At 71.7% G+C, this 18,384-nt stretch carries 17 protein-coding genes and 2 tRNA genes; 6 read left to right on the plus strand and 13 right to left on the minus strand.

The genetic code is table 11. The annotated features are described in order from the left end of the window. Positions 1–38 precede the first annotated feature (38 nt). Both purF and EMA17_RS10190 read right to left on the minus strand, forming a co-directional pair. Complete coding sequence (gene purF / locus EMA17_RS10185) at positions 39–1,595, minus strand: amidophosphoribosyltransferase (protein WP_126636570.1); 1,557 nt, start codon at positions 1,593–1,595, stop codon at positions 39–41. A gap of 37 nt (positions 1,596–1,632) precedes the next feature. Beyond that, positions 1,633–2,421, minus strand: coding sequence for a maleylpyruvate isomerase family mycothiol-dependent enzyme (locus EMA17_RS10190; protein ID WP_126636571.1), 789 nt, complete (start codon positions 2,419–2,421; stop codon positions 1,633–1,635). A 126-nt stretch (positions 2,422–2,547) separates the two neighbouring features. Here EMA17_RS10190 and EMA17_RS10195 point away from each other — a divergent pair, with 126 nt between their 5' ends. Continuing rightward, positions 2,548–2,910: a hypothetical protein gene (locus EMA17_RS10195; RefSeq protein ID WP_126636572.1), complete on the plus strand. Its 363-nt coding sequence runs from the start codon at positions 2,548–2,550 to the stop codon at positions 2,908–2,910. After that, on the plus strand, positions 2,880–3,755 hold the full coding sequence (locus EMA17_RS10200) for an NlpC/P60 family protein (RefSeq protein ID WP_126636573.1): 876 nt from the start codon (positions 2,880–2,882) through the stop codon (positions 3,753–3,755). Before EMA17_RS10195 ends, EMA17_RS10200 begins: the two co-directional genes overlap by 31 nt. A gap of 76 nt (positions 3,756–3,831) precedes the next feature. On the opposite strand, the gene purL is transcribed toward EMA17_RS10200, so the two are convergent. From purL to purS, 3 genes are read right to left on the minus strand one after another with little or no spacing between them, the layout of a single operon-like run. Further along, complete coding sequence (gene purL / locus EMA17_RS10205) at positions 3,832–6,081, minus strand: phosphoribosylformylglycinamidine synthase subunit PurL (protein ID WP_126636574.1); 2,250 nt, start codon at positions 6,079–6,081, stop codon at positions 3,832–3,834. After that, complete coding sequence (gene purQ / locus EMA17_RS10210) at positions 6,081–6,758, minus strand: phosphoribosylformylglycinamidine synthase subunit PurQ (RefSeq protein WP_126636575.1); 678 nt, start codon at positions 6,756–6,758, stop codon at positions 6,081–6,083. Before purQ ends, purL begins: the two co-directional genes overlap by 1 nt. Beyond that, positions 6,755–7,018: a phosphoribosylformylglycinamidine synthase subunit PurS gene (gene purS / locus EMA17_RS10215; RefSeq protein WP_078976147.1), complete on the minus strand. Its 264-nt coding sequence runs from the start codon at positions 7,016–7,018 to the stop codon at positions 6,755–6,757. Before purS ends, purQ begins: the two co-directional genes overlap by 4 nt. A gap of 493 nt (positions 7,019–7,511) precedes the next feature. Between purS and EMA17_RS10220 the strand changes: the two genes are divergently transcribed. From EMA17_RS10220 to EMA17_RS10230, 3 genes are all read left to right on the plus strand, one after another. After that, positions 7,512–7,838: a histone-like nucleoid-structuring protein Lsr2 gene (locus tag EMA17_RS10220; protein ID WP_126636576.1), complete on the plus strand. Its 327-nt coding sequence runs from the start codon at positions 7,512–7,514 to the stop codon at positions 7,836–7,838. Positions 7,839–8,052: 214 nt separating this feature from the next. After that, positions 8,053–8,124: transfer RNA gene (locus EMA17_RS10225), tRNA-Gly, on the plus strand. Positions 8,125–8,215: 91 nt separating this feature from the next. Next, positions 8,216–8,291: transfer RNA gene (locus EMA17_RS10230), tRNA-Gly, on the plus strand. 141 nt (positions 8,292–8,432) lie between these two features. Here EMA17_RS10230 and EMA17_RS10235 read toward each other — a convergent pair. From EMA17_RS10235 to EMA17_RS10265, 7 genes are all read right to left on the minus strand, one after another. Further along, entirely contained in the window at positions 8,433–9,335 is a 903-nt protein-coding gene (locus tag EMA17_RS10235; protein WP_126636577.1) for a phosphoribosylaminoimidazolesuccinocarboxamide synthase, read from the minus strand. A 73-nt stretch (positions 9,336–9,408) separates the two neighbouring features. After that, on the minus strand, positions 9,409–10,785 hold the full coding sequence (locus tag EMA17_RS10240; RefSeq protein WP_246126563.1) for a M48 family metalloprotease: 1,377 nt from the start codon (positions 10,783–10,785) through the stop codon (positions 9,409–9,411). Positions 10,786–10,977: 192 nt separating this feature from the next. After that, the gene (purD, locus tag EMA17_RS10245) at positions 10,978–12,258 is read right to left on the minus strand and encodes a phosphoribosylamine--glycine ligase (RefSeq protein WP_126636579.1); all 1,281 of its coding nucleotides are present in this window, start codon (positions 12,256–12,258) and stop codon (positions 10,978–10,980) included. A gap of 43 nt (positions 12,259–12,301) precedes the next feature. Continuing rightward, positions 12,302–12,904, minus strand: a complete 603-nt coding sequence (locus EMA17_RS10250) for a putative DNA-mimic protein (RefSeq protein WP_126636580.1) — start codon at positions 12,902–12,904, stop codon at positions 12,302–12,304. Between the two features lie 90 nt (positions 12,905–12,994). After that, positions 12,995–13,717: a GntR family transcriptional regulator gene (locus tag EMA17_RS10255; RefSeq protein ID WP_126636581.1), complete on the minus strand. Its 723-nt coding sequence runs from the start codon at positions 13,715–13,717 to the stop codon at positions 12,995–12,997. Between the two features lie 241 nt (positions 13,718–13,958). After that, positions 13,959–15,311 carry an aspartate aminotransferase family protein gene (locus tag EMA17_RS10260; protein WP_126636582.1) on the minus strand — a complete coding sequence of 451 codons (1,353 nt, stop codon included), beginning with the start codon at positions 15,309–15,311 and terminating at the stop codon, positions 13,959–13,961. A 108-nt stretch (positions 15,312–15,419) separates the two neighbouring features. Beyond that, a complete protein-coding gene (locus tag EMA17_RS10265; RefSeq protein WP_126636583.1) occupies positions 15,420–16,712 on the minus strand; it encodes an adenylosuccinate synthase in 1,293 nt (430 codons plus the stop codon). 124 nt (positions 16,713–16,836) lie between these two features. On the opposite strand from EMA17_RS10265, the gene EMA17_RS10270 reads away from it, so the two are divergent. Continuing rightward, positions 16,837–17,778, plus strand: a complete 942-nt coding sequence (locus EMA17_RS10270) for a diacylglycerol kinase family protein (RefSeq protein WP_160161360.1) — start codon at positions 16,837–16,839, stop codon at positions 17,776–17,778. Between the two features lie 176 nt (positions 17,779–17,954). Here EMA17_RS10270 and EMA17_RS10275 read toward each other — a convergent pair whose 3' ends face one another. Next, positions 17,955–18,371, minus strand: a complete 417-nt coding sequence (locus EMA17_RS10275) for a DUF3151 domain-containing protein (RefSeq protein ID WP_126636585.1) — start codon at positions 18,369–18,371, stop codon at positions 17,955–17,957. Positions 18,372–18,384 lie beyond the last annotated feature (13 nt).

Consider the following 18,384-nt stretch of genomic DNA (forward strand, 5'->3'; position numbering starts at 1 on the left):
GGCGCGCCGGAAACGGGAACTCGCTGGACTGCGGCGGATCAGGGACGACGGAGCGCGTCCTCCGCGCCGCCACCGCCGAGGAGGGCCTGCACGCCGTCCACGTCGGTGCGGACGGACTGCTCGATGCCTTCGAGCAGGTGCTTGCCCAACCGCTCGGGGTCGGGCAGCTCGATCGGGTATTCCCCGTCGAAGCAGGCCCGGCACAGCCGGTCCTTGGGAATGGTGGTCGCCTCGACCATCGCGTCGAGCGAGATGTAGGCGAGCGAGTCGGCGCCGAGCGACTTGGCGATCTCGTCCACCGAGAGACCGTTGGCGATCAGTTCGGCCCGGGTGGCGAAGTCGATGCCGAAGAAGCACGGCCACTTCACCGGCGGCGAGGAGATCCGCACGTGCACCTCGGCCGCGCCGGCCTCGCGCAACATGCGCACCAGCGCGCGCTGGGTGTTGCCGCGCACGATCGAGTCGTCGACCACGACCAGGCGCTTGCCCTGGATGACCTCGCGCAGCGGGTTGAGCTTGAGCCGGATGCCCAGCTGGCGGATGGTCTGGCTGGGCTGGATGAAGGTCCGGCCCACGTAGGAGTTCTTGACCAGGCCGTTTCCGTACGGGATGCCGGACTGTTCGGCGTAGCCGATCGCGGCGGGCGTGCCCGATTCCGGGGTCGGCATGACCAGGTCGGCGTCGACCGGGAACTCCTGGGCCAGCCGGCGACCCATCTCGACCCGGGACGCGTGCACGCCGCGGCCCGCGATGGTGGTGTCGGGGCGGGCCAGGTAGACGTACTCGAAGACACAGCCCTTGGGCTTGGCCTCGGCGAAGCGCCGGGTGCGCAGGCCGTGCTCGTCGACCGCGATCAGCTCGCCCGGTTCGATCTCGCGGATGAACGAGGCGCCGACGATGTCGAGGGCGGCGGTCTCGCTCGCCACCACCCAACCGCGCTCCAGGCGGCCGAGCACGAGGGGCCGGATGCCCTGGGGGTCGCGCGCGGCGTAGAGCGTGGTCTCGTCCATGAAGACCAGCGAGAAGGCGCCCTTGACCTCGGGCAACACCTGCATCGCGGTCTGTTCCAGGGACAGGTCGGGACTGCCGGCCAGGAGCGACGCGAGCAGGTCGGTGTCGCTGCTGGCCTCGATCCGGCCCTGGTAGGGGTAGTTGAGCTCGCCGCTGTCGGGGCCCTGCTCGGCGACCAGACGGGACAGCTCACCCGTGTTGGTGAGGTTTCCGTTGTGGCCGAGCGCGATGCTTCCGGTCGCGGTGGCCCGGAAGGTCGGCTGGGCGTTCTCCCAGACGGACGATCCGGTGGTCGAGTAGCGGGCATGGCCTACGGCCATGTGCCCGCGGAGCGAGCCCAGGGTGGTTTCGTCGAAGACCTGGGAGACCAGGCCCATGTCCTTGAAGACCAGGATCTGGGATCCGTTGCTCACAGCTATGCCGGCGGATTCCGTCCCGCGGTGCTGCAAAGCGTAGAGACCGAAATAGGTGAGTTTTGCGACCTCTTCGCCGGGGGCCCAGACGCCGAAGACGCCGCAGGCGTCCTGCGGGCCCTTCTCGCCGGGGAAGAGATCGTGGTTGAGTCGTCCATCGCCACGTGGCACGTGATCGAGTCTACGACAGGGCCGGATCGGTCGCGGATCACCCCATCAGTGGCAGGTATCCGGACAAGTCGCTCCGTTCCCCACTGGCCAGGACCCGGCCGTCGTCGACGGCGTCCGCCCAGGTCAGACGGCCGGTGGCGAGGCGGATCCAGGTCCTTGGGTCGGTCTCGACCACGTTGGGCGGAACGCCCCGAGTGTGCCGGGGTCCTGTGACGCACTGCACTACGGCGAACGGCGGGACGCGGACCTCGACGGAGTGTCCGGGGGCGCGGACGGCGAGTGCGTCGGCCAGCGCGCGGACCACGGTGCCCAGCGCGTGGCGGTCGTGCGGGAAGGGCTCGCCGGTGGCCCGCTCCAGGTCGTCGCTGTGCACGACGCCCTCGACGAGGCGGGTGACGAGCATGTCGGTGAGGCGCATCGGGCCGATCCGGGTGATCGTCGTGCGGGTGTCCGGGACCCCGTCCAGGGCGGCGATCGCGGCGTCGACGCAGTCGGCGGGGGTGCGGCCGGCCTCGGCCATGTCGTCGGCGATGGCGGAGATCACCTCGGCGTACGCGGTGGTGCCGTTCGCCCACTGCTCGACGGTGATCGGCGGGCCGGTCGGGACGGGTTCGGCGAGCCAGCGTGGAACCGCCTCGACGCTCGCGGCCATGTGGCCGACCAGGTTGGCGGTGGACCAGCCGGTCAGCCCGGAGGGGGCGGCGAGTTGCTCCGGGGTCAGCCGCGCCGTGACCTCGGCCATCGCGCGCCACTCGGCGATCAGCGCGGCACGCACCTTGACCGGATCGACCTTGCGGGGGCGGGGGGCGGCGGGGCGGTTCGTCATGGGTGCAGGTTAGAGGGCGGTGCGCGGGCGGGGTGGAGGGTTTTCGGCGGGGCGTAGGCGATTCGTTTCTGCACGGATTCGCCGCGCGCTCGCCCGCCGCAGCCGGCGGTCCGTGACGCTGGGGACATGAGCGATTACGGGGATCCCGGCCGGGTCGAGGCGATCGCGGCCGAGTTGGCCGGGGCGGCGAAGCGGGTGCCGCCCGTCTCGACGGCGGTCGACTGGCGCGGCGGGGCGGCGGAGGCGTTCGCGGCCCGGGCACAGGTCTGGCGGCGGGAGTGTGCGGCGACGGAGCCGGCGGTGCTGGCCGTGGTCGAGGCGCTGCGGGCGCACGCGGCGGCGATACGGGCCGCGCTGGGCCGGATCGCGGCGAACGAGCGGGCGGCTCGGGAAAAGGCGGTGTCGGGAGCGCCCGGGGCGGATGCGGCGGAGCGTTTTCCGGCGTCGGGCAGCGCGGCGTGGTTGGACGAGCGGTGGGCGGCGCGGTGATCGCCGGGTTCGCCGCCGCGCCGGGTGCTCTGGTCGCGCTCGCGGGTCGGTTGCGGGCGGTGGCGCGGGAGGTGTGGGGGCTGCGCGAGCGGGTGGCGGCGGTCGATGTCGCGGCGAGCCGCCCGTTGGCGCCGGAGACCTTCGAGGTGCTGCGGACCCGGCTTCGGGAGGCGGTGGAAACGCTGGATCGGGCCGAGCGCGGCGGGGTGGATCTGGCCGATCGGCTGGTCGACAACGCCCGGTCCTACGCGGAGGCGGACGACGCCGCGGCCGGCCGGCTGCTCGACCTGGCGTCGGCGGGCGGGCCGCCCGCGGGGCCCGGGCCGGCCGGCGGGTGGAACCGCGCGGGCGAGCCGTCGTTCGCGCCGCCGGAGGTGTACGACGGGCCGTACGCGGTCCGGCCGATCGGTCGTGGGGCGGGCGTCGTGCGGGTCGCGGCGCCGAGGCCGGAGCCGGGCGAGGAGGAGATCGTGGCCCGGGCGAAGCGGTGGGCCGACCTGGGGTTGGGCTACAGCATGAGCGGGTTCCACGAGGGCTACCGCACGGACTGCTCGGGGCTGGTCTCGATGGCCTGGGGACTGCCGCCGCCGGGGCTGACCACGGTGACCCTGCCGGAGGTGTCGCACCCGATCGGCAGGGACGACCTGCGGCCCGGCGACATCCTGCTCAACACCGCGCCGGGCGCGGCCGGCCACACGCTGATCTTCGCGGGCTGGGCGGACGCGGCGCACACGAGGTACCACGCGTACGAGGAGAGTTCCGGGAAGGGCGCGCACCACGGCACGATCCCCTATCCGTACTGGCCCGGGCACGGCACGTTCCGGCCGTATCGGCTGGGGGCGTAGGGACGGCGGCGCCCGGGAGACGGCGATGCCCGTGAGGGATGCACGAGACACCCCTCACGGGCGGGAGAGTCGCCGCTCAGCCGAACAGGGCCTTCAGGGTCCGCTCGTGGGCGGTGCGCAGTTCGTCCAGCGCCACCGTGAAGTGGCCCTGGAAGTCGAGCGTGTCGCCGTCGACCACACCGATCCGGGCGCACGGCAGGCCGCGCACCTTGCACATGTCGGAGAAGCGCATCTCCTCGCTCCTGGGCACCGCGACGATCGCCCGGCCCGCCGACTCGCTGAACAGCGCGACGGTCGGGTCGAGGTCCTCCGCCAGCACCACCCGCGCGCCGTGGCCGCCGGTCAGGCACGCCTCGACCAGGGCCTGGGCCAGACCGCCGTCGGCGAGGTCGTGCGCGGCGTCGACCATGCCGTCCCGCGAGCCCGCGATCAGGATCTCGGCGAGCAGCCGCTCGCGCTCCAGGTCCACCCTCGGCGGCAGGCCGCCGAGGTGGTCGTGGGCCACCTGCGCCCACGCCGAGCCGGACAGTTCCTCGTGCGTGTCGCCCAGGAGCAGGATGATCTGCCCCTCCTCGGCGAAGCCGACCGGCGTGCGCCGCTCGACGTCGTCGATCACGCCGAGCACGCCGACCACCGGGGTCGGGTGGATCGCCGTCTCGCCGGTCTGGTTGTAGAACGACACGTTGCCGCCGGTCACCGGCGTGCCCAGGACCTGGCACGCGTCCGCCAGACCGCGCGTGGTCTCGGCGAACTGCCACATCACCGCCGGGTCCTCGGGCGAGCCGAAGTTCAGGCAGTCGGTGACGGCCAGCGGCCTGGCGCCGGTGGTGGCCACGTTGCGATACGCCTCGGCCAGCGCGAGCTGGGCGCCGGTGTACGGGTCGAGCTTGCAGAAGCGGCCGTTGCCGTCGGTGGCGAGCGCCACACCCAGGCCGGTCTCCTCGTCGATGCGGACCATGCCGGAGTCCTCCGGCTGGGCCAGCACGGTGTTGCCGAGCACGTAGCGGTCGTACTGGTCGGTGACCCACGACTTGTCCGCCAGGTTCGGCGAGGCGACCAGGTCGAGCAGGGCCGCCTTCAGCTCGTCGGCGGTGCCCGGGCGGGGCAGCCGCTCGGCCGCGTCGGCCTGGAGGGTGTCCTGCCACTGCGGGCGCGCGTACGGCCGCTCGTAGACCGGGCCCTCGTGCGCGACGGTGCGCGGCGGCACGTCGACGATCTGCTCGCCGTGCCAGAAGATCTCCAGCCGGTCGCCCTCGGTGACCTCGCCGACGACGGTGGCGATGACATCCCACTTGTCGCAGATCTCCATGAAGCGGGCCACGTGGGCCGGCTCCACGACGGCGCACATCCGCTCCTGCGACTCGCTCATCAGGATCTCTTCGGGCGAGAGCGTGTGGTCGCGCAGCGGAACGGTGTCCAACTCGACCCGCATGCCGCCGGACCCGGCCGAGGCCAGCTCCGAGGTGGCGCAGGACAGGCCCGCGCCGCCGAGGTCCTGGATGCCCGCGACCAGGTGCTCGCGGAACAGCTCCAGGGTGCACTCGATCAGCAGCTTCTCCTGGAACGGGTCGCCGACCTGGACGGCCGGGCGTTTGGCGGGGCCATCCGCGTCGAACGTCTCCGAGGCCAGGACCGAGACGCCGCCGATCCCGTCGCCGCCGGTGCGGGCGCCGTAGAGGATCACCAGGTTGCCCGCGCCGGACGCCTGCGCGAGGTGGATGTCCTCGTGCTTCATCACGCCCACGCACAGCGCGTTGACCAGCGGGTTTCCCTGGTAGCAGGGGTCGAAGACGATCTCGCCGCCGATGTTGGGCAGACCCAGGCAGTTGCCGTAGCCGCCGATGCCCGCGACCACGCCGGGCAGCACGCGCCGGGTGTCGGGGTGTTCGGCCGCGCCGAAGCGCAGCGGGTCCATCACCGCGACCGGGCGGGCGCCCATCGCCAGGATGTCGCGCACGATGCCACCGATCCCGGTCGCGGCGCCCTGGTAGGGCTCCACGTAGGACGGGTGGTTGTGCGACTCGACCTTGAAGGTCACCGCGTAGCCCTGGCCGACGTCGACGACGCCGGCGTTCTCGCCGATGCCCACGAGCATCGCGTCGTTCTCGGGCATCTTGTCGCCGAACTGGCGCAGGTGCACCTTGCTCGACTTGTACGAACAGTGCTCGGACCACATCACCGAGTACATGGCCAGCTCGGAGGAGGTCGGCCGGCGGCCCAGGATCTCCCGGATGCGGGTGTACTCGTCCGGCTTGAGGCCGAGTTCGGCGAAGGGCTGCTCGACGTCGGGGTGTTCGAGCGCGTTCTTGACGGTGTCGAGGCTCATCAGGCGTTCACCAGGCGCTTCAGGATCGAGGTGAAGAAGGGGAGGCCCTCGGTCGTGGGACCGGTCAGCGGCTCCACCGCGTGCTCGGGGTGCGGCATCAGACCGACCACGTTCCCGGCCGCGTTGCTGATGCCGGCGATGTCGCGGCGCGAACCGTTCGGGTTGAGGTCCAGGTAGCGGGCGATCACCCGGCCCTCGGCCTCCAGCATGTCCAGGGTGCGCTCGTCGGCGACGAAACCGCCTTCACCGTTCTTGAGCGGAACGGTGATCTCCTGTCCGGGCTCGAAGTCCGACGTCCATGCGGTGGACGTGTTCTCGATCCGCAGCTTTTGGTCCCGACAGATGAAGTGGAGGTGGTCGTTGCGGGTGAGCGCGCCCGGCAGCAGGTGCGATTCGCAAAGAATTTGGAAACCGTTGCAGATGCCCAATACCGGAAGACCGGCCTGCGCCTGCTCGATCACCGATTCCATGACCGGCGAGAAGCGCGAGATGGCTCCGCAACGCAGGTAGTCGCCGTACGAGAATCCGCCGGGCAGGACGACCGCGTCGACCTGCTGGAGGTTCTTGTCCTTGTGCCACAGGGCGATCGGCTCGGCACCGGCGATGCGCACCGCACGCCGGGCGTCGTGGTCGTCGAGCGAACCGGGGAAGGTGACGACGCCGACGCGGATCGTCACTTCTCCCCCTCCGCCTCGACGCGGACGGTGAAGTCCTCGATCACGGTGTTGGCGAGGAAGGACTCGGCGGCTTCGCGGATGCGGGCGAGGGCGGCCTCGTCGACCGGTCCCTCCAGCTCCAGCTCGAAACGCTTGCCCTGGCGGACGTCGGTGATTCCGTCGAATCCCAGCCGCGGCAGCGCGCGCTGCACGGCCTGTCCCTGGGGGTCGAGGATTTCCGGCTTGAGCATGACGTCGACGACGACGCGTGCCACAGGCACTCCCACTGTGATGGTTCGGGCCGGTCGTCCGTATCGCGGGATACGGGGGGTCGGACCCTGCTGCTGGATCGGGTCGGTCGACGCCGGCACCCGATGGATCGGCGGTATCAGGGTACCGGCCGCCTCCGGGCGACCCGTCCCGGCGCCGAGTTATCCACAGCTTTGGGGTTGTCCACAGGGGGGTCGACCGGGTCCCGATGTCAATAAATCGCCTTCAAACGGGCAATGTGCCCCGCCTGGGCTCGTCCGGCGAACGACTCGGCCTCGCGTTGTCCACAGGCTGTGGATCAAACCGGCGACACTCGGGACACGCCCGCCCTCGCGCGGCGAGAGGAATATCTCGCGTATCGTGAAAACGAATCGCCGACCGGTAAATTAGCGCTTACCGAACCGGAGAACAGCGGACACACCGCAACGGTTCGCGTTTAGCGCCTAGACTCGGCAATGTAGTTTTGTTTTTCGCCTCGGTGCTATCACCCGAGAGGACACCGCCATGGCCCAGCGTGTAGTCGTCAGCCTGCACGACGACATCGACGGAAGCGAGGCCACGGAAACCATCCGTTTCGGCCTCGACGGCAAGTCGTATGAAATCGACCTTTCGGAAGAGCACGTTCAGCAGATGCGGGATGCGCTGGCTCCTTATCTCGCGGTCGCGCGGCGTACCGCGCGCACCGGAAAGCCCTTCCGCCAGACGACCGTCACCTCCGACCCCGCGGCGGTACGGGCCTGGGCCCGTGCGCGCGGGATGGACGTACCCGCCCGCGGGCGCATCCCGGCCCGGGTATACGCGGAATTCGAGGCCGCCAACACCGCGAACTGAGCGCGCCTTCGCACCGGCGACCGACGTCACACGTGTCCGACCCGGCCACCTCTCGGCCCCCGTCCCCGCCCGCGGCGGAGCGGGGGCCGGGGTCGCTCCGGAAGAACTTTCCCTGGCAAATCCGGACATCCGTGATGATCCGACTCCGGAGCGTACTGGGCACCCTCGGGGGTCCTATAGAGTTCTCTTGCACCCGGGAAACCGGGGAACACACGCAGGCGTAGCTCAGTGGTAGAGCGCCCCCTTTCCAAGGGGGAGACGCAGTGTTCAATTCCTGTCGCCTGCTCTGCTCGACCCCTCGAACCGAGGTCGGTGGCAACCACCTCCGCGGATCGGGTAGGGTTGGGGACACAACGCGGGGCAACGCCCCGAGTCGTGCGGACGTGGCTCAGTTGGTAGAGCATCACCTTGCCAAGGTGAGGGTCGCGAGTTCGAATCTCGTCGTCCGCTCCATGAGAAGGCCGGATCACTTATGTGATCCGGCCTTTTCGTCGTGTTCGCCGAGTCCGCCGGGCAAGGCGGCCGAATAGCGCCCCCGGCCGTCCCGACGGGTGTCGGGACGGCCGGGAATCCGCGTCCGTCGGGCTCGATCGATCAGGTCCAGCGGTTGCCGGTCAGTCGCTCGTACACCTCGACGTACTTCTCGTGCGTGCGCGCGACGATCTCCTCGGGCATGTCCGGCGGCGGGGTGTCCGCCACGCGGTCCCAGCCCGACTCGGGCGAGGTGAGCCAGTCGCGCACGTACTGCTTGTCGAAGGACGGCTGGGCGTGCCCCGGTGCCCAGCGGTCGGCGGGCCAGTAGCGGGACGAGTCGGGGGTCAACACCTCGTCGGCGAGCACCAGGCCGCCCGCCGGGTCGAGGCCGAACTCGAACTTGGTGTCGGCCAGGACGAGCCCGCGCCCGCGCGCGATGTCCCGGGCCCGGCCGTAGACGGAGAGCGTGGCCCGGCGCAGCGCGTCGGCCAGTTCGGCGCCGTGCCGCTCGGCGACGTACGCGAAGGAGACGTTCTCGTCGTGCTCGCCGACCTCGGCCTTGGTGGCCGGGGTGAAGATCGGCTCGGGCAACTCGGAGCCCTCGGTCAGGCCCTCGGGCAGCGCGACGCCGCACACCGAGCCCGAGGCGCGGTACTCCACCGTGCCGGAGCCGGCCAGGTAGCCGCGCGCCACACACTCGACCGGCACCATGTCCAGGCGGCGGCACACCAGGGTGCGGCCGGCCCAGTCGGCGGGGGCGCCGGCGGGCACCTCGGTGGACGACACGTGGTTCGGATACAGGTCCGCCAGCAGGTCGAACCACCACAGCGACAGGCTCGTGAGGATCCGGCCCTTGTCCGGGATCCCGGGCTCCAGGACCCAGTCGTAGGCGGAGATCCGGTCGCTCGCCACCATCACGAGGTTGTCGTCGACGTCGGTGTACAGATCGCGCACCTTGCCGGTGTGGATGTGGGTCAGACCGGGAACCTCGACCGGCTCGGGCTTGGTGACGAATCCGCTCACGGAACCAGCGCTTTCTTGGGGTGTGGTGGGGCAGGGTGAGTCTTTCACGGGCCCCACCGCGGACCCGAGGGCGTCAGGCCGCCGAGCCGTCGGGGTGGACCGGCTCGCGGGTGGCGATCCCGATCCGGGCCAGCCAGGCGCGCAGCGGGGCGTCGTTGCGCTCGTCGACGGCACGGGTGATCAGCGTCGCCAGGTCGACCGCGCGGCCGGAGCCGTCGACCAGGACCGGGCCGTCCAGCCAGTCCACCGCCGGGTGCATCCGGCCGGTGTCCAGGGCCGCGCACGCGACCACCGCGAACAGGTGGTCGGCGGCCTTGCGGTGGTCCTCGTCCGGATCCCGGCGCAGCACCGCCAGGGCGTCGTCGACGGGGGCCGCGAACGCCGCGGCGCGGGCCCGCCACACCGGCTCGATGACCGCGTCGGGGTAGTCGCCCCACGAGACCGGGTCCGGGGTGGGTCCGTCGGCGAAGATGCCCGCCGCGAGCCGGGAGATCTCGCCGTCCATGGCGACCGGGTCGGCGAGCAGGTCGCCGGCGGCGCGCTCGCCCAGGCGGGCGCCGAACGCGTCGGCGAGCCGGTCGCGCCGGGACAACTCGGTCAGCGCCGAGACCACACCCGCCATCAGCGCGTCCGGGCGCCGGCCGATCGCCCAGGCGGGAGCGGCGAGCCGGGTCAGCAGGCGGTCCCAGCCGGCGTAGGCCAGGCCGACCTGTTCGTGCGCGGTGGCGCGCAGTTCGGGCTCCAGCGGGATGGCCAGGGCCGCCGCGCCGACCGCGATCTCCCGCTCCATCAGTTCGGCGTGGCCCTGGCACAGGCCCAGCAGTTGGCGGGCGAAGGAGCGGGAGAGCCGGCGGGCCGGGCGCAGCGGGGCCGGGCCGAGCGGGCGCCGTACGTCGGCGACCGCGTCGAGGCGGCGGACCCAGCGGCGGGCACCGGCGACCACCGGTTCGGCCGACGCCTCGGTGCCCGCCACGACGGGGGCCAGCAGGGCTCGCAACTCGCCCACCCGCAGCCACCACAGGAATGGCGCGCCGACCACCAGGACGGTGCGCCGGGGCCGGCGGGGGTCGGGTTCCAGCCAGCTGTCGCATTCCGGGCACAATCGGATGCCGTCGGGCACCGGCACGTCCAGGCGCTCGGCCAGCTCGCGCACCATCGTGTGCAGTTCCGGCGCGTCGTCCGGGGCCAGCGCGACCGCCGGGACACCGCTGCGGCGCACCAGCGCCAGGTCGAGCGCGACCCAGCCGAGGATGGCCACGATGGCCACCGCCAAGACGGCGAGCAGCGTGCCCGGGGCACTCTCGCCGAAGGTGCGCGACGCCCAGTACACCAGCAGGCCGGCGGCCGTCAGCGCAGCCAGGACGGCTCCGTTGCGCACCCACAGCACCGCGCGCGCCCGCGCGCGCGCCTCGGCCAGCGCCAGTGGTTCGGCCGACTCGCCCACACGCATCGCCCCCATCCGATCCTGGATCCGGGGATCACTCGTCCGGGTCGTCGGTCACGACCCGCGGTGCTCGCACGATAATGCGACGAGTTCGGGTGTTCAGCCGCTTCCGGCCGAACACCATCCCTGCGAGTGAGATCCGGGGCCGGACGGCTGTGTGGGTTTGAGCCGACCGGTAAAGGGGCCGAACGGCCGAATTCAGCCCCGGGGCGGGTATCCGGCGACCGAGATCTCGCCCCGGCTCGCCTTGGCGGCGATGTCGGTGCGGTGGTGCGAGCCGGGCAGGCCGATCAGGGCCACCCCCTCGTACGCGTGCTGCCGGGCCTGCTCCAGCGTCGCCCCGGTGCCGGTGATCGAGAGCACCCGGCCGCCGGAGGACAACACCTCGCCGGCCTCGCCGCGGCGGGTGCCGCCGTGCAGGACGTAGGTGTGCGGGAGCTTGGCCACCTCGGCCAGGCCCTTGATCGGGTCGCCCGTGCGCGGGGTGGCGGGGTAGTTCTCGGCGGCCACCACCACGGTCACGGCCGCGCCCTCGTGCCAGCGCAGCGGCTCCAGCTCACCCAGTCGCCCGGTCGCGGCGGCGTGCAGCACGCCGGCCAGCGGGGTGGCCAGGCTCGCCAGCACGACCTGGGTCTCGGGGTCGCCGAAGCGGCAGTTGTACTCGATCACGCGCGGGCCGCGCGAGGTGAGCGCCAGGCCGATGAACAACACGCCGGAGAACGGGGTGCCGCGGCGGCGCATCTCGTCCACGGTGGGCTGGGCGACGGTGCGCACCAGGTCCTCGGTCAGGCCCTCGGGGGCCCACGGGAGCGGGGTGTACGCGCCCATGCCCCCGGTGTTGGGGCCCGCGTCCTCGTCGCCGACCCGCTTGAAGTCCTGGGCGGGCTGGAGGGCCACCACGTCGTCGCCGTCGCAGAGCACGAACAGCGAGACCTCGGGGCCGTCCAGGAACTCCTCGATCACCACCCGGTCGCAGGACGCGGCGTGCGCGCGGGCGACGTCGAGGTCGTCGGTGACCACGACGCCCTTGCCGGCGGCGAGGCCGTCGTCCTTGACCACGTAGGGCGGCCCGAACGCGTCGAGGGCGCGGTCGGCCTCCTCGGCGGTGACGCACACGTAGCTGCGGGCGGTGGGCACGCCGGCGGCGGCCATCACCTCCTTGGCGAACGCCTTGGAGCCTTCCAGACGCGCGGCGGTGCCGGACGGGCCGAAGCAGTCGATGCCCCGCGCGCGCACGGCGTCCGCGACCCCGGCGACCAGCGGGGCCTCGGGGCCGACGACGACGAGGTCGACGCCGAGGCGCTGGGCGAGGTCGGCGACGTCCCCGGCGTTGAGGGCGTCGACCTGGCGCAGTTCGGCCACCTGGGCGATGCCGGCGTTGCCGGGCGCGCAGTAGACGGCGGACACCGCGGAGTCGAGGGAGAGCGAGCGGCACAGGGCGTGCTCACGGGCACCGCTGCCAATCACGAGGACCTTCACACGGGCAGCCTAGTGGCACGCCCGGCGGCGGATGCCCTCGCGCTCAGGCGAAGACGACCATCGCGCCCAGGGTCACGCTCTCCTGGGCGGCTGCGTACAGGGTCGCCCAGACGAAACGTTCGCGCGCGAACGGGGCGCCGTCGTAGGTCGGCGTCGGCCTGGGCGGGTCGAGCAGGTCCACGCCGATGTACGGAGCCAGGTCCTCCAGCTCGCGCAGCATGCCCAGGCTGGAGCCGAGCGGCCCGCCGTCCTCGGGCAGCGGGTCGTCCATCAGCGGTTGCGGGAAGTCGATCGGCAGGTAGGCGCCGGCGTGGTCGTAGTGCCACACCAGGTGGGAGAACTGGGCGGCCGCCTCGAAGGTCTCCAGGAGGCGGTCGTAGTCCTCGCCCAGCCGCTCCACCGGGGTGACCGGGAACCCCGTGCGGTGCAGCAGGTAGGCGCGGCGCAGGTAGTGCAGCGACTCGTGGTCGAACGCGCCCGCGAGTCGCACCTCGGCGGTACCCGGCTGCCAGGTGCGCACCGGCACGGTGGGCAGGCCGTGGCCCACCAGCGCGGCGTCGTAGGCGGCCAGCTCGTCGCGGAACGGATTCTCCGGGTTGTGACACAGCGCGTCCACCAGCGGAACGAGCCAGACGTCACAATCCACGGTGCAGCTCCCGGTCCTGTCGATCCCACGCGGCGGGTTACCGGCGCCACCGTACCGCCACCGCGCCGGACCGCATCCGATGGGCAAGCGTCAGTGCGCGTCAGCGAGTTCGCGGGCGAGCCGGCGACCGGCCGAGGTGTAGTCGCGCATCAGGGCCATCGAAGCCTCCGCGTCGCGCGCGGCGACCCGGTCGGCGAGTTCGCGATAGCGGCCCCAGCCCGACGCGGTCGGCGGGGCGTCGCGCAGGTAGGGGACGATGTACATCCAGGCCTGGACCCGGAAGACCGCGAGCACGTCCGCGAGTCGGCGATTGCCGCTCCAGCGACCCAGTTCGCCGAAGAACCGCCGGTCGAGCAGCGCGACCTCGGACACGTCGCCGTTCCAGTGCGCGCCGTCGAGTCGGTCGCCGAGCGTGCGCAGCACCGGCATCGCCTCGTCCGGCGCGGTCCGGGCGATCCGACCGATCAGCGGCACGCCCAGCAGACGGCGCGACTCGACGATCTCGGCGAAGTCGGTCCAGGTGAACCGGCAGACCTGGAAGCCGCGATGGTGGCCGCCGAGCAGCAGGCCCTGCGCGGCCAGCTGGATCAGGGCCTCGCGCACGGGGGTCGCCGAGACCCCGAAACGTTGCGCGGTCTCGTTGACGGTGAGCGAGGTACCCGCCGGCAGCCGGCCCGTCACCAGGTCGTCGCTCAACACCTCGGCGATCTCCTGGCGCAGGCTGATCCGCCGCAACGGGGCCTGAGCACCGCCGGGATCGGCCGGGCCGAGAAACAGGCCGCCGTCTAAAACACTGCCCTGTGCCGACTGCACGCGGTCTCTTCTCGCCGGCCGTCGGCACCGTCGCGCCGACGGGCACCCGTCCGATCAAGTCGATCGCGTCGATCATATGAACCGATATCCGATTTGGGGAGCAACGTGCCCATCCGATTTCGCCCGGGACGCCGGGAGTCGGCGCCCGAAGGGGTGCGCGGGCGGCGAATACCGGGGGCGGAACCACGAAAAAGCCGTACCCGCGCCGAAGTCGGCGCGGGTACGGCCCGGTTCGCGAAGGCTACGCGCAGAACGCGTCGGCGACGGTCAGCGCCTCGTCCAGGATGGCCAGGCCCTCCTTGACCTCGGCGTCGGTGCTCGTGCACGGCGGCACCACGTGGGTGCGGTTCATGTTGACGAACGGCCACAGGCCGCGCGCCTTGCACGCCGCGGTGAACTCGTTCATCGGCTGCGCGGCGGGGCCCGCGGCGTTGTAGGCGACCAGCGGCTCGCGGGTCTCCTTGTTCCTGACCAGCTCGATCGCCCAGAACACGCCGAGGCCGCGCACCTCGCCGACGCTCGCGTGCCGTGCCGCCATCGCGCGCAGTTCGGGGCCGATCACGCTCTCCCCGAGCCGCTTGGCGTTCTCGACGATCTTCTCGTCGCGCATCGCGGTGATGGTCGCGACGGCGGCGGCGCAGGCCAGCGGGTGGCCGGAGTAGGTCAGGCCGCCCGGGTAGGGACGCTCGCGGAAGGTCTCGAAGATCCGGTCCGAGATGATCACGCCGCCGAGCGGGACGTAGCCGGAGTTGACGCCCTTGGCGAAGGTGATCAGGTCCGGGGTGATGTCCCAGTTGTCCACCGCGAACCACGCGCCGGTGCGGCCGAATCCGGCCATCACCTCGTCGGCGATGAAGATGATCCCGTACTTGTCGCACAGCGCCCGCACGCCCGCGAGGTAGCCGGGCGGCGGCACCAGGATGCCGGCGGTGCCGACCACGGTCTCCAGCACGATCGCGGCGATCGTCTGGGCGCCCTCGAACACGATGGTGTTCTCCAGGTGCGCCAGCGCGCGCTCGCACTCCTGCGCCTCGCCGTCGGCGTGGAACGCGGAGCGGTAGGCGTACGGGCCCCAGAAGTGCACGATGCCGGACACGCCGGTCTCGTTCGGCCAGCGGCGCGGGTCGCCGGTCAGCGCGATCGCGTTGGCGGTGGCGCCGTGGTACGAGCGGTAGGTGGAGAGCACCTTGTGCCGGCCGGTGTGCAGCCGCGCCATCCGGATCGCGTTCTCGTTCGCCTCGGCGCCGCCGTTGGTGAAGAAGACCCGGTTCAGGTCGCCGGGCGCGAGCTCGGTGATCAGCCGCGCGGCCTCGCTGCGGGCGTCGTTGGCGAAGGCCGGCTGGACCATGCACAGCTTGTCGGCCTGCGCCTTGATCGCCGCGACGACCTTGGGGTGCTGGTGTCCGATGTTGGTGTTGACCAGCTGGGACGCGAAGTCCAGGTACCGGTTGCCGTCGTAGTCCCAGAAGTAGGAACCCTCGGCGCCCGCGACCGCCAGCGGGCTGATGAGCCCCTGTGCGGACCAGGAGTGGAAGACGTGGGCGCGGTCGGCGTCGTATACGGCCTTCCCGGCCGCCGGGTCCAGAGTGCTCATGCGGCCACCCTAAGGCCGGGCAAACGCCGTCCGAAGCGACAGACTGTCAACGATCACGGGGTCCTGCCGACAGTGTGTCGGCAGGACCCCGCGTGGCCTCGACCCGCGCTACTTGCCGCGCAGCAGGCTGTTGATCTCGATGGTCTGCGTACGGCCGGGGCCGACGCCGATCGCCGAGATCGGGGCGCCGGACATCTCCTCCAGGGCCCGGACGTACGCCTGCGCGTTCTTGGGCAGGTCCGCGAAGGCGCGCGCGCCGGTGATGTCCTCGGTCCAGCCGGGCAACATCTCGTAGATCGGCTTCGCGTGGTGGAAGTCGGTCTGTGACATGGGCAGTTCGTCGTGCCGCACGCCGTCGATGTCGTACGCGACGCAGACCGGGATCCGCTCCCAGCCGGTGAGTACGTCCAGCTTGGTCAGGAAGAAGTCGGTGAGCCCGTTGACCCGCGTGGCATAGCGCGCGATGACCGCGTCGAACCAGCCGCAGCGCCGGTCGCGCCCGGTGGTCACGCCGCGCTCGTGGCCGATCCGGCGCAGCGCCTCGCCGTCCTCGTCGAAGAGTTCGGTCGGGAAGGGCCCGGCACCCACGCGCGTGGTGTACGCCTTGAGGATGCCGATCACACCGGTGATCTTGGTCGGGCCGATACCCGATCCGGCGCACGCGCCGCCGGCCGTGGGGTTGGACGAGGTGACGAACGGATAGGTGCCGTGGTCCACGTCCAACAGCGTGCCCTGACCGCCCTCCAACAGGACGACCTTGCCCTGGTCCAGGGCCTGGTTCAGGACCAGCGTGGTGTCGGCGACGTAGGGCCGCAGTCGGTCGGCGTAGCCGAGGTATTCCTCGACGATCTCCTCGACCTTCAGTTCGCGGCGGTTGTACATCTTGACCAGCATCTGGTTCTTGTCCGCCAGCGCGCTCTCGACCTTTTGGGTCAGGATGCCCGCGTCGAACAGGTCCTGGACGCGGATCCCGACCCGGTTGATCTTGTCGGCGTAGGACGGGCCGATGCCGCGTCCGGTGGTGCCGATCTTGCGCTTGCCGAGGAACCGTTCCGTCACCTTGTCCAGAGTGCGGTGGTACGGCGTGATCAGGTGCGCATTGCCCGAGATGAGCAACTTGGAGGTGTCGATGCCGCGTTCGACCAGGGTGCTGATCTCGTGCAGCAGCACCCCGGGGTCGACCACGACACCGTTGCCGATGACGGGCGTGCACTCGGGCGTGAGGATGCCGGAGGGCAGCAGGTGGAGGGCGTACTTCTGATCGCCGATGACAACGGTATGGCCGGCATTGTTGCCGCCCTGGTACCGAACCACGTAGTCGACGGATCCGCCGAGCAGGTCGGTAGCCTTCCCCTTGCCCTCGTCTCCCCATTGGGCGCCGACGAGTACGAGTGCGGGCATGAGGCGTACACCCCTTCCAGGCGGGGCATGTTTGACAACGGGAGCCCCGGACGGTCCAAGCCCCTTGACGCGATGCGCGGCAAGGGGCTCTTGCGGGGAGAGGTTACCTGAGGAAGGACGACCGGTGTCGGCCGAGCGCTCGCTGCTCGTGATCACGGACCCTGCGGCTCGCTCGGCGGACGGCGAATCCGTCCGGGTCGCGCTCGATGTTCTGCGGGCCTGCGCCCCCAGCAAGATCGTCATTCCCACCGACCCCGCCGACCTGCAGCGCGCCCTCGCGCGGCGCGGGCGTCGGCGTGTCGTGGTGATCGGCGGGGATGCCGGAGTACATGCCGTCGCCCGGTTACTGGATCGTGCGGGCGAGCTCGGCGAGACCCCGCTGGGCATCGTCCCGATCGACACCGGAAGCGGCCACGGGCTGGCCGAGGCGCTGGGCCTGCCGGCCGAGCCCGCCAAGGCGGCACGCGTGGCACTGGGCGAGAACGAACGTTCCTTCGACCTGATGTCGGACGACCTGGGCGGCCTCGCGCTGCGCTCGGTCCGGATCGGCCACGGCGTGCGCGCCGGCCGCGCCGGGCCGGCCGCGGGCATGGCCGGACGCGGCTGGCGCGGGTTGTGGGACCACGCCGCGCGGACCGTGTCGAGCACCGTCGGCGCCGCCGTCGGCCCCTCGGGACACCGGCTGCGGATCGAGGCGGACGGCCGGGTCGTGGCCGACACGGATCGCCCCGTGTTGTCCGTGCACCTGGGCTGCGACGGGTCGACCACGCCCGGCCCGAGGATGACGGAGGTCACAGTGAACGGGTACGGCGGCCGAAACGGAACACACGGGGCAAACGGCTCGAACGGCGCGGGCACGGCAACCGTGATGATCACCGGCCACCCGGGCGCGTCCCGCTTCGGCCCCAACCCGGCCCTCGACGCGCCGGTACAACTGCGCGCACACGAAATCACGGTACGCGGTCGCGACTTCACCTACGCCGCCGACGGCATGCCCACCGGCCCGGTCCACCTGCGCACCTGGACGGTACGCCCGACGGGCTGGCGCCTGTTCGTCCCGGCGTAGCACCGCGGCCGAACAGCAGCCGCAGCCAAAAAACGCCGGCCGGGCAAACCAACCAGCCCGGCCGGCGTTTGAGGCCAATCAGCCCGGCCGGCGCTTGAGCCCAACCAGCCCGGCCGGCGCTTGAGGCCAACCAGCCCGGCCGGCGTTTGAGGCCACCTCGGTCGGGGGCCGGGGGCTCAGCCCTCCAGGGCGTTGGCCCCCGTCGCGCTGCTGTCCCGCAGGAAGATGGTGCAGCGCGAGTACTCCTCCTCCTCGCCGATGGCGCCTGCGGCCCGCGCAAGCGCGTGCAGGGAGCGCAGGAACCCCCGGTTCGGCTCGTGCTCCCACGGCACCGGCCCGTGCCCGCGCCACCCCGCCCGCCGCAGCGCGTCCAGTCCGCGGTGGTAGCCCACCCGCGCGTAGGCGTAGGACTCGATCACGTTGCCCCGGCCGAAGGCTTCGTCGGCCAGGTCGGCCCAAGCGAGCGAGAAGGTCGGGAACTTCGCGGCCACCTCGGCCGCCGGCACGCCGTCCACGAGCAGCGCCAGCGGCTCGGGCTCCTCGGGAAGGTAGGTGGGGTCGGGTCCGCCGAAAAGGTTCTGGTCGATGGTCATGGACCCCATGATC

The organism is Embleya hyalina, assembly GCF_003967355.1.
In the GTDB taxonomy this organism is placed as follows: domain Bacteria; phylum Actinomycetota; class Actinomycetes; order Streptomycetales; family Streptomycetaceae; genus Embleya; species Embleya hyalina.

What these genes read in the sequence shown, in the direction of transcription:
- purL (WP_126636574.1), bottom strand. Translation starts at nt 6,081, where the DNA reads ATGAGCCTCGACACCGTCAAGAACGCGCTCGAACACCCCGACGTCGAG.
- EMA17_RS10195 (WP_126636572.1), top strand. Translation starts at nt 2,548, where the DNA reads ATGAGCGATTACGGGGATCCCGGCCGGGTCGAGGCGATCGCGGCCGAG.
- EMA17_RS10240 (WP_246126563.1), bottom strand. Translation starts at nt 10,785, where the DNA reads ATGCGTGTGGGCGAGTCGGCCGAACCACTGGCGCTGGCCGAGGCGCGC.
- EMA17_RS10260 (WP_126636582.1), bottom strand. Translation starts at nt 15,311, where the DNA reads ATGAGCACTCTGGACCCGGCGGCCGGGAAGGCCGTATACGACGCCGAC.
- EMA17_RS10190 (WP_126636571.1), bottom strand. Translation starts at nt 2,421, where the DNA reads ATGACGAACCGCCCCGCCGCCCCCCGCCCCCGCAAGGTCGATCCGGTC.
- EMA17_RS10220 (WP_126636576.1), top strand. Translation starts at nt 7,512, where the DNA reads ATGGCCCAGCGTGTAGTCGTCAGCCTGCACGACGACATCGACGGAAGC.
- EMA17_RS10265 (WP_126636583.1), bottom strand. Translation starts at nt 16,712, where the DNA reads ATGCCCGCACTCGTACTCGTCGGCGCCCAATGGGGAGACGAGGGCAAG.
- EMA17_RS10275 (WP_126636585.1), bottom strand. Translation starts at nt 18,371, where the DNA reads ATGACCATCGACCAGAACCTTTTCGGCGGACCCGACCCCACCTACCTT.